General features: G+C 73.1%; 14 protein-coding genes. 9 read left to right on the top strand and 5 right to left on the bottom strand.

Annotated elements, in window-relative coordinates; genetic code table 11:
* Positions 1 to 108 precede the first annotated feature (108 nt).
* A complete protein-coding gene (locus EF879_RS01070) occupies positions 109 to 2,778 on the top strand; it encodes a helix-turn-helix domain-containing protein (protein WP_123553772.1) in 2,670 nt (889 codons plus the stop codon).
* A 397-nt stretch (positions 2,779 to 3,175) separates the two neighbouring features.
* Here the strand turns inward: EF879_RS01070 and EF879_RS01065 are convergent, their stop codons facing one another.
* Positions 3,176 to 3,616: a MarR family winged helix-turn-helix transcriptional regulator gene (locus EF879_RS01065; RefSeq protein WP_123555180.1), complete on the bottom strand. Its 441-nt coding sequence runs from the start codon at positions 3,614 to 3,616 to the stop codon at positions 3,176 to 3,178.
* A gap of 151 nt (positions 3,617 to 3,767) precedes the next feature.
* On the opposite strand from EF879_RS01065, the gene EF879_RS01060 reads away from it, so the two are divergent.
* Positions 3,768 to 4,346 carry a YceI family protein gene (locus EF879_RS01060; protein ID WP_123553770.1) on the top strand — a complete coding sequence of 193 codons (579 nt, stop codon included), beginning with the start codon at positions 3,768 to 3,770 and terminating at the stop codon, positions 4,344 to 4,346.
* Positions 4,347 to 4,637: 291 nt separating this feature from the next.
* Positions 4,638 to 6,119, top strand: coding sequence for a glutamate-cysteine ligase family protein (locus EF879_RS01055; RefSeq protein ID WP_123553768.1), 1,482 nt, complete (start codon positions 4,638 to 4,640; stop codon positions 6,117 to 6,119).
* Between the two features lie 6 nt (positions 6,120 to 6,125).
* On the opposite strand, the gene EF879_RS01050 is transcribed toward EF879_RS01055, so the two are convergent.
* Complete coding sequence (locus EF879_RS01050) at positions 6,126 to 7,433, bottom strand: hypothetical protein (RefSeq protein WP_123553766.1); 1,308 nt, start codon at positions 7,431 to 7,433, stop codon at positions 6,126 to 6,128.
* 165 nt (positions 7,434 to 7,598) lie between these two features.
* On the opposite strand from EF879_RS01050, the gene EF879_RS01045 reads away from it, so the two are divergent.
* Positions 7,599 to 8,279 carry a PASTA domain-containing protein gene (locus tag EF879_RS01045; RefSeq protein ID WP_123553764.1) on the top strand — a complete coding sequence of 227 codons (681 nt, stop codon included), beginning with the start codon at positions 7,599 to 7,601 and terminating at the stop codon, positions 8,277 to 8,279.
* Between the two features lie 277 nt (positions 8,280 to 8,556).
* Entirely contained in the window at positions 8,557 to 9,384 is an 828-nt protein-coding gene (locus EF879_RS28555; RefSeq protein ID WP_123553762.1) for a PASTA domain-containing protein, read from the top strand.
* 24 nt (positions 9,385 to 9,408) lie between these two features.
* On the opposite strand, the gene EF879_RS01035 is transcribed toward EF879_RS28555, so the two are convergent.
* Both EF879_RS01035 and EF879_RS01030 read right to left on the bottom strand, forming a co-directional pair.
* Entirely contained in the window at positions 9,409 to 9,960 is a 552-nt protein-coding gene (locus EF879_RS01035) for a hypothetical protein (RefSeq protein WP_148086330.1), read from the bottom strand.
* A 123-nt stretch (positions 9,961 to 10,083) separates the two neighbouring features.
* Positions 10,084 to 10,386 (bottom strand): hypothetical protein, encoded by a 303-nt coding sequence (locus EF879_RS01030; protein WP_233604151.1) that lies wholly within the window; start codon positions 10,384 to 10,386, stop codon positions 10,084 to 10,086.
* 674 nt (positions 10,387 to 11,060) lie between these two features.
* On the opposite strand from EF879_RS01030, the gene EF879_RS01025 reads away from it, so the two are divergent.
* From EF879_RS01025 to EF879_RS01015, 3 genes are all read left to right on the top strand, one after another.
* Positions 11,061 to 11,942, top strand: coding sequence for a helix-turn-helix transcriptional regulator (locus EF879_RS01025; protein ID WP_123553758.1), 882 nt, complete (start codon positions 11,061 to 11,063; stop codon positions 11,940 to 11,942).
* Complete coding sequence (locus EF879_RS01020; protein ID WP_123553756.1) at positions 11,912 to 12,133, top strand: DUF397 domain-containing protein; 222 nt, start codon at positions 11,912 to 11,914, stop codon at positions 12,131 to 12,133. Before EF879_RS01025 ends, EF879_RS01020 begins: the two co-directional genes overlap by 31 nt.
* Before the next feature lie 489 nt (positions 12,134 to 12,622).
* Complete coding sequence (locus EF879_RS01015) at positions 12,623 to 13,060, top strand: hypothetical protein (protein WP_123553754.1); 438 nt, start codon at positions 12,623 to 12,625, stop codon at positions 13,058 to 13,060.
* On the opposite strand, the gene EF879_RS01010 is transcribed toward EF879_RS01015, so the two are convergent.
* The gene (locus EF879_RS01010) at positions 13,031 to 13,627 is read right to left on the bottom strand and encodes a hypothetical protein (protein WP_123553752.1); all 597 of its coding nucleotides are present in this window, start codon (positions 13,625 to 13,627) and stop codon (positions 13,031 to 13,033) included. The genes EF879_RS01015 and EF879_RS01010 overlap by 30 nt on opposite strands.
* A 234-nt stretch (positions 13,628 to 13,861) precedes the next feature.
* Between EF879_RS01010 and EF879_RS01005 the strand changes: the two genes are divergently transcribed.
* Positions 13,862 to 15,739, top strand: coding sequence for a S8 family serine peptidase (locus EF879_RS01005; protein WP_123553750.1), 1,878 nt, complete (start codon positions 13,862 to 13,864; stop codon positions 15,737 to 15,739).
* Positions 15,740 to 15,766: the final 27 nt, after the last annotated feature.

Here is a 15,766-nt window from a genome sequence, read left to right as displayed (position 1 = left end):
CGGATCACCGTTTCCCAAACGGGAAGTGTCGGATATCGGTGCCCATCTTCGTCAGTAGCGCGACGGATGGCTGATGAGGGCCCGCTCAGGTGCGTAGTCTTCCAGGCCATGACTCCGGATCATGGCTCCGACCGAGTCGCAAGCGGTTTTCCGGCGCTGCTGCGTCGGTACCGGCGCGCGGCGGGTCTGACCCAGACCGAGTTGGCGGAACGGGCCGCCGTCGGGGTCCGTACCGTTCGCGATCTTGAACGGGGGCGGTCGTCCCGTCCACAGCGGACGACCGTCGAACTGCTCGCCACCGCGCTCGGGCTTACCGGCCCGGCCCGTACGGAGTTCCTGGCCGCGGCCCGGGGGCCGGCGGCGGGTACGACCGGCGGCGCGGTGCGGCGACGCCCGTCCGGCGCCGGTCTCGGGCTGCCCGAGCCGGTTCACCTGATCGGACGGGACCGGGACCTCGCCGAACTCACCCCGATGGTGGTCCCCGGCCCCCAGGCCGTCCCCGGCGTGGTGAGCCTGGTCGGGCTGGCCGGGGTGGGAAAGACCTCGCTCGCCCTGACGGTTGCCCGCCGGCTGCGGAACCGGTATCCGGGCGGCGCCAACGGCATCATGGTGACGGAAGATTCCACCGAGAGTGACATCCTCTCCGCCGTCGCCACCGTCTTCGGGGTGGGCCGGGCGAGCGACCTCGCCCATCGCCTCTCCGGGGCTCCGTCCCTGCTGCTCGTCGACGCGGTCGAGCGGGCGCCGGGGGCGACCGCCGGAGCGGTGCACCGGCTCGCCGCCGTCGCGCCGGCCCTGCGGATCGTCGCGACCGGGCGGCATCCGGTGGGGCTGCCCGGCGAGCGGGTGTGGCCGGTCACCCCGCTGGAGGTGCCGCCGGCGGACGCCCCGGCCGACCTCGCGGTGGTCGCCGACTATCCGGCGGTCGCGCTCTTCCTCGCCCGGCTGCGTCAGGTCCGCCGCGAACCACCGGAGCCGGACGAGGTGAAGGCCCTGGTCGAACTCGTACGTCGGCTCGGCGGACTGCCGTTCGCGCTCGAACTCGCCGCGGCGCACGGGCGGCTGCTGAACCTCAACGAGATCCTGGACCGCTACGGCAACCGGGTGCTCGACCTCGCCACGCCCCCGGTCACCCGGGCCGCGCTCGGCGTGACGCTGCGGGACGCGGTGGCCGCCAGCTACCGCCTGCTCGGACCCGCCGACCAGGCGGCGCTACGCCGGCTCTCGGTGCTTCGCAACCGGTGGTCGGTGGAGCTGGCGGAGGCGATGCTCACCGGGTGGCGATCCGGGGAGCGGCCGGCGCGGCGGGCATCCGGCCCTGCCGGTGTCCCGGACCCGGAGCCGCCGGCCACGCCGGCCGGCGAGCCGACGCCCGCCACCTCCCCGTCGAGGGAGGAGCCGGCGCCGGTCGGGTGCGCCGGCGAGGCGGACCCGGGCGACGATCCGGTGCCGGTGCTCGACCGCCTGATGGAACTGGGGCTGATCAGCGCCCGGGGGACCGGCCCGCTCCGGTTCAGACTGCTCGACGTCGTCCGTGACTTCGCGCTGGAACGGGCGGCGGCCGACGGCGAACTCGCGGCGATCCGTCGCCGGCACGCCTCGGTCTTCGCCGATTTCGCGGCCCGGCTCGCCCCGGACCTCGCCGGTGCGAAGTTCCTCGAGGTGGTCGGCCTGCTCGACGAGGTGACCGCCGACCTGTGGGCCGCGCTGGCCCACGCCGCGAACGACGATCCGCACACCGCGCTCCGGCTCGCGGCACAGCTCACCCGGTGGTGGCGGTACCGGGGCCGGGACGTCGCCGGCCGGCAGTGGCTGCGGCGGCTGCTGGACGATCCCGCCACGGCCGACGCCGACCCCGCGATCCGGGCCTGGGCCGCGGTGGGTGTCGCCCAGCTCGCCCAGGAGCACGGGGCCGGCCCCGAGGAGCTGGCCGCCGCCGAGCAGGCGCTGACGGAGTTCGCGCGGCTGGGCGACGTCGTCGGCGAACTCGCGGCGCGGAACGTGCTCTGCGGGCTCTGGACGGCCGTCGGCGGGTACGACGAGGCACGGCGGCACGGTGAGGCGGCCCTGGCGCTGGCGACCCGGAGTGGGCGGATCCGGGACATGGCGGTTGCCCAGAACAACCTCACCTGGCACGAGATCCGGACAGCCGACCTGCGGGCCGCCCGACGCCGGTTGGCCGCCGTCGACCGGCTGGCCGGACAGTGCGGCGAGGAGCGGCTTCGCGTACTGGCCCGGGCCAACCTCGCCGAGGTCGCCCGCCTGGAAGGTCGGTACGCCGACGCGGTCCGGCAGGGCCGGTACGCCGTACGGGCCCTGGCCGACCTCGGCGACCCGGGGCACCGCCGCCGGGCGCTCGGCACGGTGGGCTTGGCGCTTGCCCAGGACGGTCGCCTCGACGAGGCGGCGGCGGTCCTCGCCGAGCTACGCGCCCAGCAGGCCGCCGAGGAGGTGGCCGGTACGGCGGAACCGGTGTCCACCCGGCGGCCAGGCGGCGCGATACCCCGGGACGAGGGGATCTGTGCCCTGATCGAGGCCACCCTGGCGGCGCAGCGGGGCGACCGGGAGTGGGCGGCCGAGTGGTTCGCGGCGGCGGCGCAGTCCTCGGTCGGGGCACGTGACCTGCGGGATGTGGCCGAGGCACTGGTCGGGGTGGTGGCCACCGCCGACGACCCCGGCACGCGGGCCAGCGCGCGGAAGCTCCTCGACCGGGTGTGCGAGTCGGGCGGGATCACCCTGCTCCCGCGTGAGCGGGCGATGATCGACCCGGTGGGGTGAGCCACGAGCGCGCGCACGTCCGGTGGGGCGGAGGCCGGGTGGGGTGACCGCGCGACCGGTGGATATGCGGTGGGTCGCACCGCGCCCGGTGGGCGGTGGCCGCCCGCCCTGGCCGGGCGGCACGGCTTGACGCCGCCCGAGGCCTCCGCGTGGGGTGTGGCGCGGGCAGGTCTACCCCCGACGAGCCCCTCGCTTGTCCCTGCCCGCGCCACAGGCCCCAGAGCCCTCGGCTCGCCTGAACAGTATCCGGCGACCGCTACCGTTATGTCCCTTACACCGAAAATAGTCGGCTTCAGTCGTCACTTCTGCCGGTCTTTCTGCCGGTCGCGTCCGACGACTCCGACCTCCGGGTCCTCGGCGTCGGTGCGGCGGGGAGCGGACGGGGCGCGGGGGTCGGTCAGCAGTCGTCGCCGGCGCTCCGGACGCTGCCCGCGGTGGCGCCCGGATGCACCGCGTCGCGGACGGTCCGCAACGCGCTGAGCAGCTGCTCCAGCGCGTCGGCGTCCAGTTGGTCGATGAACCATTCCTGGATGAGCTGAAGGTGGCCCGGGAGCGTCTCGGCGAGCCGTGCCATGCCGGCCTCGGTCACGACCGCGTACGCACTGCGCCGGTCGGAGGGGCAGGCCCGTCGACGGAGCAGCCCGTCCCGCTCCATCCGGTCGACGACCCGGGTCACGCCGCTGGTGGAGAGGGAGGTCTGCGCGGAGAGGTCGGTCATCCGGAGCTGGTGCTCGGGTGACCGGGCCAGGCGCATCAGCACCTCGAACTCCACCGGTGAGAGCCCGTGCTCCTCGAACTGGGCGGCAAACCTGCTGGAGAGCCCGGCGTGCACCTCCATCAGTAGACCGATGGCGGTGAGGCGGGGATCGTGCAGGTTCAAGGTCACGGGGCTATCCTAGCAGTACTTGACATGGGGAATATTGCTGCTTCTATAGTTGCTCAGTCAGTGATCGGTTCGCGTACCGACTACCTCCTGGGAAGGCAACAGCATGACCAGCACCGAGAGCTTCACCCGTAGCTGGGAAGGACTCACCATCCCCACCGCCGGCACCTACCGGCTCGACCCGGCGCACAAGCGGATCGGGTTCGTGGCCCGGCACATGATGGTGAGCAAGGTGCGCGGGGAGTTCCGTGAGGCGGAGGCGACCATCACCGTCGCGGAGAACCCGCTGGAGTCCGCCGTCACCGCGACCATCCAGGCCGCCAGCATCGACACCGGTCAGACTGACCGCGACAACCACCTGCGCGGCGGTGACTTCCTCGAGGTGGAGAAGTTTCCGACCATCGAGTTCCGCAGCACCGGGGTGAAGTCGCACGAGGGTAACGAGTTCGTGCTCGCCGGCGAGCTCACGATCCGGGGCGTGACGCGGTCGGTGGACCTCGAGGTCGAGTTCGAGGGCGCCGGGCGCAGCCCGTTCGGGCACGACGTCTTCGGCTTCACGGCGACCACGGAGATCGACCGCGAGGACTTCGGCCTGACCTGGAACGTCGCCCTGGAGACCGGCGGCGTCCTGGTCGGGAAGAAGGTCAAGATCGAAATTGAGGGTGAGGCCATCCGTCAGGCCTGACCCGTACGACGGCCGACCTGGCCCTGGTCCGGCCGGACCGACAGCCGAACGAGGCGCCCCGGTGACCGTTTTGCTGGTGACCGGGGCGCCTCGTTGAGTAACGCGCCCGGTAAGAGGAGCGTCACGATCGTGTGCGATTGTGGGACGCAGCGCTGCTGACCGTGCACTCAGCGCCAGCGGATGCTGGGCGAGTTCAGGCACGCTCGGCGCTCCTACGGAGACAGATCGCCAGACGCGTCCGGCGTACGGCCGGCCTGACCGCGTCGACAGCGCCTCGCGGCGGGAGGGCTCATGGGCCAGGACGTGTCGCAGGTCCTCTTCTCCCGGCACGACCGGATCCGCTACCGGCAGAAGGTCCGTCGGTGCCTCGACGTCTTCGCCCTCATGCTCGACGACTTCGGCTTCGACGCCGACCGCCCCACCACGGGCCTGGAGATCGAGCTGAACCTGGTGGACGCCGACGCCGAGCCGGCGATGTGCAACGCCGAGGTGCTGGAGAACCTGGCCGACCCCGCCTTCCAGACCGAACTCGGCCAGTTCAACCTCGAACTCAACGCCCGCCCCCGGCTCATCGAGGGGGACGGCTTCGCCGACTACGAGGCGGACCTGCGGGAGAGCCTGGGCCGCGCCGAGGAACTCGCCACCAAGTCCGACGCGAGCATCATCCTGATCGGCATCCTGCCCACCCTGACACCCCGGCACCTGGTCCTCGACAACCTCTCGACCAACGAGCGCTATCGCGTGCTCAACGACCAGATCGTCGCCGCCCGGGGCGAGGACATCGAGCTGGACATCCACGGGGTGGAGCGGCTGCGGACCCACACCGACTCCATCGCCTCCGAGGCCGCCTGCACCAGCGTGCAGTTCCACCTCCAGGTCGCGCCGGGCAGCTTTGCCGACTACTGGAACGCCTCGCAGGCGATCGCGGCGGTCCAGGTCGCGCTCGGCGCCAACTCGCCGTTCCTGCACGGCCGGCATCTCTGGGCCGAGACCCGGGTCGCCCTCTTCGAGCAGGCGACCGACACGCGGCCGGACGAACTCAAGGTCCAGGGCGTACGGCCCCGGGTCTGGTTCGGCGAGCGGTGGATCGACTCGATCTTCGACCTCTTCGAGGAGAACGTCCGCTACTTCCCGCCGCTGCTGCCGATCTGCGACGACGAGGACCCGGTCGAGGTGCTGCGCGCCGGCGGCGTCCCGCGCCTCTCCGAGCTGCGGCTGCACAACGGCACGGTCTACCGCTGGAACCGCCCGGTCTACGACATCATGGGCGGCCGGCCACACCTGAGGGTCGAGAACCGGGTGCTTCCCGCCGGCCCGACCGTGGTCGACATGCTGGCCAACGCCGCGTTCTACTTCGGCCTGGCCCGCGACCTGGCCGAGTGTGACCGGCCGCTCCGGAGCCAGTTGCCGTTCGAGATCGCCGAGGAGAACTTCCACATCGCCGCCCGACGGGGCATCGACGCCGTCATCACCTGGCCCCGGCTCGGCGAGGTACGCGTCACCGACCTGGTTCGCGACGTTCTGCTGCCCCGGGCCGCGGCCGGACTGGACCGGTTCGGTGTCGGGGCGGAGCATCGGGACCGGCTCCTGGGCATCATCGAGCAGCGCTGCCGTACCCGGCGGAACGGCGCGGTGTGGCAGGTCGAGGCGGTGCGGGCGGCCGAACGCGACCTCGGGATGGACCGTTCCCGGGCGCTGCACCACATGCTGCGGCGCTACGGCGAACTCCAGCGGACCAACGAGCCGGTGCACACCTGGCCGGTGGGGTGGTAGCAGCGCTCAGCGCGTGCGGCGGCTCACTCGGCCCCGGCGGCTCGTCGACCGCGCGGAATCGGGCGCCGTGTCGGAGCGGGGTGCGGCGGAGTCCCCGGCCGGCCCACCGGCGGCGTCGCTGGCCGGCTCAACACCGCCGGACGGCGTGCCTCCGTCCGGCGACGCCGCGGGCTTGCCGGCGGTCTCGTCTCCGGCCTCTCCGGCGGGGGACGGCTCGGCGCGGTCCCGCCCGGCCGCCCGGTCGGGCGTCGTCTGTTCCGGCGTCGTCCCGTCCTCGGTACGCCGCGGCGACGGTACCTCGACGTCCGGGGCGGCGGTCGGGGACGGCGGCGCCGCGGCGGGGATCTCCCCGACCGGTGCGGGGGTGGGCCGACCCGAGGCGGTGGAGCGCTGCGTGCGGGTCCAGGACCGCTGGGCGAACGCCGCGACCAGCGCCGAGCCGGCCACACCGACGATCACCGCGTACGCCGTGACGAGCTGCGCCGAGACCTGCTCGGCGCGGATGTCCGCCAGCCGGGGAGCCACCGCGACGTACCCGGCGGCGACCAGCAACGGACCGGCCATGCCGGAGACCGCGGCACCGACCCGGGTGGCCGGCTGCCGGGCTGCGGCCCGGGCGGCGAGCGCACCGATCACCAGGGCGGAGCCGAGCGCGAGAAGCGCCCCGGGCCAGTAGAGGTGGTCACGGAACCAGAAGCGCGGCGCCTCGGACGTCAGCTGCCAGACCCCGAGCTGCGTGGTGGCCGGCCCACCGCCGGAGACGACGTCGTCGACCACCACCGCGCCCGCCAGCACCCAGAGCCAGGCCAGCGTGCCGAGCACGTTGCGGGCCGCCGCGGGCGAGGAGATCGCCCAGAACGCCGCCAGGAGCCCCGTCATGACGCCGACGACCGCGTATCCGGCGGCGATCTGCGGGGAGAGGTCGGTCCGGGCCACCGTCCGGGCGGGTACCGCCACCAGGACCACGGTGACCAGGCTGCCGATCGCACCGGCCACCGCCAGGGCGGCCCGCCAGAGCAGGGGCGCCGGAGCCGGCGCCAGGTCCGGGGTGGCGGCCGCGCCCGGATCGGCCGGGTCGGGGCGAGAGACGCCACCGAGTCGCGCGGCGCAGATCGCTCCGACGACCGTCGAGGTGGCGGCGATCCAGACCGACCAGGTGAGGCTGGCGACCCAGGCTGCCTCGCCCGCCGCGTCGGCCGACGGAAGCCAGGCGATGATGCCGAGGCCGTACCCGAGACCCAGTTGGGCGGCGCCGGCGCCCGCCGCGACTCCGATCGCGGTCGCGAGCGAACCTCCCCAGCCTCGGACGGCCATGCCGGCAGCGTAGCGGTCACCCGCGGGCGGGGCGAGTGCCGCGCGGACCCGGTCCGGTGCGGGACGAGCCGTCCGGTGCGGAGGCGCGGTCCCGGCGTGCGGCAGACTTCCACCGTTGGCCGGGAACGTCGGCGTGGTGGCGATGCTGGATGGTGGGCAGAGCGGATGACCGATCAGGACGTGGCGGGACGGCCCGAGGCGGGCGTGGAACCAGGGCACTCGGACCGGGCAAGACTGGTCGCCGGCGGATGCGCCGGCCTGGTGCTCTGTGCGGTCGTCGGGGCGCTCGGCGGCTACCTGCTGGCCGGAGACGGCGGCGAGCAGCCGGAACCGACGGCGGGACCGGTGACGACGGCGACGGCGCCCGAGGCTCCGCGGACGAGCCGACCCGGCCCGACCAAGACCCAGGCGAAGCGGCCTCCGACGACTCCGCCGATCGACGGGATGGAGCTGCCCGACCTGGTGGGGAAGGACTTCGACGAGGCCCGGGAGGAACTGCGGGAAAAGGGCCTCGGAGTGCATCTGATCTTCGGTGACGCGGGCAACGATCCGAGCGTCACCCGGACCGTGCCGCCCGGCGGGAGTCTCGTGCGGCGGGGGATCACCGTGAAGGTCTACGTGAAGGGGGCGGCGCCGCCGGTCACCGTGCCCGACCTGGTCGGCGAGAGCTGCCGGGAGGCCGCGCGCGAGCTGGTGGACGAGGGCCTCTATCCCAGCTATCCGACGGGCGACACGGGCACGGTGCGGCAGCAGGATCCGTCACCGGGCAGCACGGTGCACTGGAACGACCGGGTACGGCTCTACTGCGGCACCGGTGCCCAGCCGACCACCGTGCCGACCCCCTGAGGCCGGCCGGCCTCGCGATCCCGCCCCCGGCCCGGAACCGGTCCGCTCTCCGGTGACTTACGTCCCCGAGAGCGGGCGCACCGGGAGAGCGCGCCGTCGTGCCGGACGCGTGAGGGAAGCTTGCCATCGGGGCCGGGAACGCCAGGAGAGCCTGCGTCGGGACCGGGCGGGCCGCCCCCGCAACACGCCGGGCTGCGCGGGCACCAGGCCGGGTCGGCCACCGCCGGATAGATTGGACTGGATCGGCCCGCTCCCATCGCCGGCGAGAGGACGTGCCATGGCCGACGATCCGGAGGCCCGAGAGGTTCCCGAGCCGGACGACGACGGCGGTGCGGGGCCGGGTGGCCCGGCCGGTCCGGTCGGCGGTCGTACCAGAGGACCACGGGGCGGCGATTCGCCCGTCGCCCCGGCGCCGCGCCGGGCGGAAGAGGCGACGACGCCGCCTCCCTCTCCGGAGGCGGCGCCACCGGTCCCGCCCCGTCCCCCGGCCTGGTCCGGTCGGGCGGCGGTGCCGGTCCGCCCGTCGTACGAGGCCAGCGACCCGGCACCGATGGACTGGTCCGCCATGTCCCCGGACGAGGATCTGGACGACCGTCGCTGGTGGATGCCGATCCTCGTCGGCGTCCTCGCCCTGCTCCTGTTGGGGGTGTTGCTCGTTGCCGGCTGGGTGATCATCGACGCGGTACGGCCTAATCCCCCTGCCCCGCCGCCGGCCGCCACCTCGGCGGGCACTCCCGCCCCGACCTCCGCGGTCCCGACGACCACCCCGCCGACGACCCCGGCGACCACCTCGCCCACCCCGGACGCCGGCGTCGTCGTGCCGACACTGGTCGGTCTGCCGGCACCGGCGGCGCGCGTTCTGTTGGAGCAGTACGGCCTGACGCCGGAACTTCGCTTCGTGCCCTCCGACGAGCCGGCGGGCACCGTGGTCGCGACGGATCCGGAGGCGGGGACGGAGGTGGCCCCGGGCGACGTCATCGTCCTGGTGGTCGCCGAACCCCGCGTACCCACCCCGCCGACGGGTCCGACCCGTGGGCCGACGGGGCCCGGGTCGCCCACCGTGGGACGGTGGCGGCGCCGGGGCCGGGGCCGGCGAGTCGGCTGATCCCGGCCCGGGTCAGTCGGGGGGTCACCAGAGACGTCGTCGGCTGCCGACCATCGCCAGGCCGATGACGGAGATGACGAGGCCGAGCAGGCCCGAGTAGGCGAGCGAGCGACGGTAGCCGGGGGGAAGCTCGTCAGGGGCCGCCGGTGGCGGAGCCGCCCGTGTGTGGCCGGTGGGTTCCGCCGGGTCGGCGGCCGTGTCGGGAAGCTTCGCGGCCCGGGGACGTGTGGCGGGGGACTCCGGTCCGGCGTCCGGCTCGGGCTCGGCGTACGACCCCGGTTCCGGGTACGGTGCGGGCTCGGCGGCCTGCTCGGCGAACCCGGGGGTCCGGGACGGCGCGACGGCGGCCTGCCCGGCGGGTTCTGCCGATCCGGGATTCCAGCGGGCTCCGGGGCTGGGCGGTGGAGCGGTCGGCCGCTCGGTCTCGGCGGCGGAGGATCGGGGAGCGGTGGACGAGGACCGGGCCGCGGCGCCGGTGAGGCATCCCGGCACGCCGACGGTGATCAGGATCAGCAGCATGCTGATCCGCAGGCTCTGACTCGTGGTACCGGGGCGGGTGGAGGCAACAGTTGCCATGGGCGGCTCCCAGGATCGGGGGCCCTGAGCACGTACGGGGTGCGGACCGCACCACGGGGTACGCCCAGTCTAGGCCGGTGACCTCCTGTCCGACCGGTCGTTCGGCAACCCGCGCGGACGCGGTCAGCCCACGCGGACCCGCTGGGCGAGCACCCTGGAGTTGCCCTGCGCCGGCCGGCGTGCCGGTACGTGGTTGCGGCGTACCGGATTGGTGTTCAGCCGGCGCAGTCCGTTGATCTGGACGAATATCGACCGGCGCTCCACCGCGTCGCCGCTGCTGTTGAGTTCGTACCCGTCGAGCCAGATCCAGCCGCGGTAGGTCGGCCAGTCGTGTGCCCGGATCACCCGGAAGTAGATCGGCTCGGCGAACTGAACGCTCGCCGCGCGCGTCACGTGGAGTACGTCACCGGAGCGGGGGAGATGCACGGCAGCTCCTGTCCGACTGGCCGGTTGCGGACCGGCGGGAGAGGCGGGCGGGGATCAGGTGGGCTGTCGGCGACGCCGCCGACCGGGCCGGATTGGCGCCGTGGCTGGTGGCGCCGCGGTGTGGTCCGTGGGCCGGGGCACCGGATGCCGTGGGGGTATCGGCCGGGGTGAGGGTGTGGCTCGAAGCGTCTCCTCACCCCGGCCGACACCTGTCGACTCCGGGACGCGCCAGCCGCCGTAGCGGCCCTGGCATACAGCGGCGGGGGCTCTTACCCCGGAGCGGGGCTCGTCGCCGTACCGCCGGTACGACCGCCGCCCAGGTCAGGCGAGAATGGGGGAGCATTGCGTCGCCTGATCACACCGGAACGCTGCGTAGCCCGAGCCATACGGACAGGGTGCACCAAGAACATGATCAATGCAAGTTGCAGTTTGCCTTTTGCAGCAGGACGGCGATAGTGGGTCGGGCGGCGGTTGCTGGCTCGCCTCGTGAACGGGCAGACTGGACCCCGATTTCGGCCGGTGCGGCCGATTGGGCCGTCGCCCCGCCCCCCGCGAACGGCCCTCGACCCCCTGCGGTGACGTACGTTCGCCGGGCGGGCCTTCGCCGACCCGCGCAGCGGGCATCGATCCCGTAATGATCGTCGACTTCTCACCGATCGACCGGAGGTGACCCGGTGACCGAGCGCCGGAGCCCGACCATTCGCCGTCGTCGTCTCGGCGCGGAACTTCGGCAACGCCGGGAGAAGGCCGGGGTGACCATCGAGGCGGTCGCCGAGATCCTGGAGTGCTCCGCCTCCAAAATCTCTCGGATCGAGACCGGTCACACCACCGCGACGGTGCGCGACGTCCGGGACATGCTCGGCATCTACGGTGTGACCGGGGCCGAATGCGAGGAACTGATCCAGATCGCCCGCGAGGCGCGCCAGAAGGGCTGGTGGCACCCGTACAGCCCGGTGTTGGCGGGCGCGTACGTCGGGCTGGAGGCGGCCGCCGGCTCCGTCCGGGCGTACGAACAGCAGACCGTACCGGGTCTACTGCAGACCGAGGACTACGCCCGGGCGATGATTCGCTCCGCCCGCCCCGACTTCACCCCCGACGAGGTTGAGCAGCGGGTCCGTGTCCGGTTGGGTCGTCAGTCGTTACTGACCCAGGACGATCCGATCGAACTGTGGGTGGTGCTGGATGAGGCGGTGATAAGCCGGCCGGTGGGCGGCGACGCGGTGATGCGGGCCCAGTTGGAGCGGCTGGTGGAGGCCGCTGACCTACCGAACGTCACGCTCCAGGTCCTGCCGTTCGAGGCCGGCGCGCACGCCGGCATGGACGGCACTTTCGCCATCCTCGGCTTTCCTGAACCGGGTGATCCGGACGTGGTGTACGCCGAAAACGCCACGGGCGGATTGTTTCTGGAGAAGCGGGATGAACTACAGACATACATTTTCATCTTCGACCATATCCGAGCAGCGGCCTTGCGCCCGGAGGAGTCCGTAGCTCTGATCGCGAAGATGGCAGAGGAGCCATTGTGGAAGTGGAGACAAAGGGGTACCGCGTCGACCTGAGTGCGGCGACCTGGTTCAAGAGCTCGCGGAGCGGACCAAGCTGCGACAACTGCGTCGAGGTGGCGTTCGTCGGCGGCGCGATCGCGGTCCGCGACTCGAAGAACCCGACCGGACCAGCCCTGATCTTCACGCCGGACGAGTGGGACGCCTTCCTCGGCGGAGCCAAGGACGGCGAGTTCGACCTGGCCTGAGGGCCAGGACGACCGGCGGCCATCCCGGCGCGGTCACCCGGCGGCTCGGCGCCGCCCGGGTGACCGCGCCGCCGTTTTCGGCCCGCCGCTCGGGTCCGAGGCACGCCCGCCGGGTCCAAAAAGCCGTAACCCGCTCGGGCCGAACCGTCCCCGGCCCGGGCCCGCACCGTCCCGGGCCCGGGCCCGCACCGTCCCGGGCCCGGGCCCGCACCGTCCCGGGCCCGGGCCCGCACCGTCCCGGGCCCGGGCCCGCACCGTCCCGGGCCCGAGGCACCTCCGGCCGACCGGGTCGTGAACCGCCCCGCCGGACGGCGGGCGCGCCGGGAGCCGGGGCGGCGACCCCTCGACCAGGCGAAGTCCCAGGCCCCGCCGTCGCCAGCGCCCCGGCCGATCGTTGTACCAGGCGGTGCGGCGGGGGCCGGCCAACCCGTCGGAGGGCGCGCGAGCGACCGTCGGAGGGTTCGCGACCGAGCGAGGCAGGTGAGACGGATGGCGATCGGGTCGGAGGATGTGGGGAACGGTTCGGGCAAGTCGGACCGGTTCGTCGGCAAGTACCGGGGGTCCCGGCGGAACAGCGGCACCGCGGTCGAGGAGTCGCCGGTCGGCACCGACCTCGGCACGCCGGACGTCGTGACCGCCGAGCGGACCCCCGAACTGCCGCCGGAGCTGGCGGGCACCACGTCGGACCGTGGTCCGACGCTCCCCTCGCTGGACATGGGCGGACTGACCGAGCCCGTCTTCCCGCCGGCCGGTTGGCCGGACGTACCCCCGTCGGAGCCGCTGGTGGACCACCCGCTGCTCCGCGGGCTTCTGCTCGAACTCCCGCCGAAGGGGACGATACCCACCTCGGTCTGGCTCGACCGGTGGTTCGAGGCGGCCCGGGCGATCCTCGAACTGCTATACGTGCAGGACTCGCGTACCCGATGAACGTGTCCGGACGGTGACCGCGTGCTCGGCCAGGCTGCTGTGCCGCAGCGCGTGCCGGACCCCGATCGCGCCGACCACGAGGATGACGCCGGTGAGCAGCACGCCGAGGCCACCCGGACTGTCCAACGGCACCAACCCGGTGGCGTCGACCAGCACCGGCAGCATCACCAGGGCCGTGACCTGGACCGGTGACGCCACCAGCGGGTGAGCGGCGGCGGCCCGCAGTGTCGGCGGAGCCGGGGTCCGCGGCGCGCTGGCGAAGGCGCCCGCCCCGCGGCGGAGTCGGTACACCCGGCGTACCGTCAGCAGGGCGACGGTGACGGCGGAGCCGGCCGGGAGCATGAGCCCGACCGCGACGCGGTCGGCGACGGTCGGCCCGTCCACCAGCAGGCCGGTCAGCACCACGCCGCCGAGGCCGACGAGACCGAGTGCGGCCAGCCCGGCGAGCAGCCCGGTACGGCGGTGCAGCGCCACGGCGGTGGGCAGCCTCGGCAGTCCCTCGGCGACGACACCTGCCGCCAGCCAGACGGCGGCGATCGCGAGCAGGACGACGAGGCCGAGATCCACGACATCGATCCTTGCCCGTCTCCCCGTCCGGCGGATCCGGGACGGACCCGCCCGTTACCCGGAGAAGGGCAGCCCGTTCCCGCGTCACCCGTAGGGGTCATCCCTTCGGAGGTATAGAAGATTCGACATCTGTCGCGATGGCCTCCATCCCGCCTAATCTCAGCACGATCGGTTCCGTCGATCCCCCATCACGAGTGGGTGGACGGCCTGTGCCGATCGGAGGGAGGAAGGGAGATGGGTCTCCCGCGTAGGTCCATCGTTGTCGGAGCAACGACTCTGGCCATGGTCGCCCTGGTGGCCACCCCGGCGGTCGCGGCCGAACCGGAGGGCGTCATCCGCAGTGCGGGTGGGGCCACCGCCGTACCGGACAGCTACATCGTGGTGTTCAAGGACAGTTCGGTCAGTCGGAGCAACGTCGCGACAGCGGCCCGGGGCCTGGCCAGCCGGCACGGTGGCGTCGTGGCCCGCACCTACTCCGCCGCTCTGCGGGGCTTCGAGATCACCGCCTCGGCCAAGGCGGCGGCGCGGATCGCGGCCGATCCGAGCGTCGCGTACGTCGAGCAGAACCACACGGTCCACGTCATGGACACCCAGCCCAACCCGCCGTCCTGGGGGCTGGACCGGATCGACCAGCGCGCCCTGCCACTGAGCAGCTCGTACACGTACCCGACCACCGCCAGCACCGTCAACGTGTACGTCATCGACACCGGAATCAACTTCAGCCACACCGACTTCGGCGGTCGGGCGGTCAGCGGGTACGACGCCGTCGACGGCGGCTCGGCCGACGACTGCAACGGCCACGGCACGCACGTCGCCGGCACGGTCGCCGGCTCGTCGTACGGGGTCGCGAAGGGCGCCCGGATCTACGGGGTGCGGGTGCTCAACTGCTCCGGCAGCGGCACCACCGCCCAGGTCGTGGCCGGCATCGACTGGGTCACCGCGAACGCGGTGCGCCCGGCCGTGGCGAACATGAGCCTCGGCGGCAGCGCCAACAGCTCGATCGACACCGCGGTGAACAACTCCATCAACGCCGGCATCACGTACGCGGTGGCCGCCGGCAACGGCAACATCCTCGGTATTCGCCAGAACGCCTGCAACTACTCGCCGGCCCGGGTGCCGAACGCGATCACCGTCGGGGCGACCCAGAACAACGACGCGGCGGCGAGCTTCTCCAACTACGGCACCTGCGTCGACATCCTGGCGCCCGGCGTCAACATCACCTCCGCCTGGTACAGCAGCAACACGGCGACCAACACCATCAGCGGCACCTCGATGGCCAGCCCGCACGTGGCCGGCGCCGCCGCGCTGGTGCTGTCGGCGAACCCGACCTGGAGCCCGCAGCAGGTGCGGGACTACCTGGTGAACAACGCCACCCCGGACGCCATCAGCAACGTCGGCACCGGCACCCCGAACCGGCTCCTCTACGTGGTGAACGACGACACCCCGCCCCCGGACGACGACTTCGCGGTCTCGGTCTCCCCGACCTCGGGGTCGACCGCGCCGGGCGGATCGGTCTCGACCACCGTCTCGACGGCAACCACCAGCGGTTCGGCCCAGTCGGTGAGCCTGTCGGCGAGCGGCCTGCCGGCCGGCGCCACCGCCACCTTCAGCCCGGCCACGGTCACCTCCGGCGGTTCCGCCACGCTGACCGTCGCCACCTCGGCGAGTACGCCACCCGGGACGTACCCGGTGACCGTCACCGGCACCGGCTCGACGGTGACCCGGACCGCGACCTTCACCCTGACGGTGACGGGCACCGGAGGCGGCTGCTCGGGCAGCAACGGCACCGACGTGGCGATCCCGGACAGCGGCGCCACCGTGACCAGCACCATCACCATCTCCGGTTGTGGCCGTAACGCCTCCGCCTCGTCGCAGGTGGCGGTGAACATCGTGCACACCTACCGGGGAGACCTGGTCATCGACCTGGTCGCCCCGGACGGCACCGCGTACCGGCTGAAGAACAGCAACATTCTCGACGGAGCGGACAACGTGGACACGACGTACCCGGTCGACCTCTCGGCCGAGGCGGCTGACGGCGTGTGGAGCCTGCGGGTCCGGGATGTCTTCTTCGGAGACACCGGCTACCTCAACAGCTGGAGCCTCACCCTCTGACCCTTTGATGTGAGGAAGGGCCCCTTC

Source organism: Micromonospora sp. HM5-17 (assembly GCF_003762835.1).
GTDB lineage: Bacteria > Actinomycetota > Actinomycetes > Mycobacteriales > Micromonosporaceae > Plantactinospora.
The sequence above is the reverse complement of the archived record's forward strand: the minus strand, read 5'-3'. Positions and strand labels throughout refer to the sequence as shown.

What these genes read in the sequence shown, in the direction of transcription:
- EF879_RS01070 (WP_123553772.1), top strand. Translation starts at nt 109, where the DNA reads ATGACTCCGGATCATGGCTCCGACCGAGTCGCAAGCGGTTTTCCGGCG.
- EF879_RS01065 (WP_123555180.1), bottom strand. Translation starts at nt 3,616, where the DNA reads ATGGAGGTGCACGCCGGGCTCTCCAGCAGGTTTGCCGCCCAGTTCGAG.
- EF879_RS01060 (WP_123553770.1), top strand. Translation starts at nt 3,768, where the DNA reads ATGACCAGCACCGAGAGCTTCACCCGTAGCTGGGAAGGACTCACCATC.
- EF879_RS01055 (WP_123553768.1), top strand. Translation starts at nt 4,638, where the DNA reads ATGGGCCAGGACGTGTCGCAGGTCCTCTTCTCCCGGCACGACCGGATC.
- EF879_RS01050 (WP_123553766.1), bottom strand. Translation starts at nt 7,433, where the DNA reads ATGGCCGTCCGAGGCTGGGGAGGTTCGCTCGCGACCGCGATCGGAGTC.
- EF879_RS01045 (WP_123553764.1), top strand. Translation starts at nt 7,599, where the DNA reads ATGACCGATCAGGACGTGGCGGGACGGCCCGAGGCGGGCGTGGAACCA.
- EF879_RS28555 (WP_123553762.1), top strand. Translation starts at nt 8,557, where the DNA reads ATGGCCGACGATCCGGAGGCCCGAGAGGTTCCCGAGCCGGACGACGAC.
- EF879_RS01035 (WP_148086330.1), bottom strand. Translation starts at nt 9,960, where the DNA reads ATGGCAACTGTTGCCTCCACCCGCCCCGGTACCACGAGTCAGAGCCTG.
- EF879_RS01015 (WP_123553754.1), top strand. Translation starts at nt 12,623, where the DNA reads ATGGCGATCGGGTCGGAGGATGTGGGGAACGGTTCGGGCAAGTCGGAC.
- EF879_RS01005 (WP_123553750.1), top strand. Translation starts at nt 13,862, where the DNA reads ATGGGTCTCCCGCGTAGGTCCATCGTTGTCGGAGCAACGACTCTGGCC.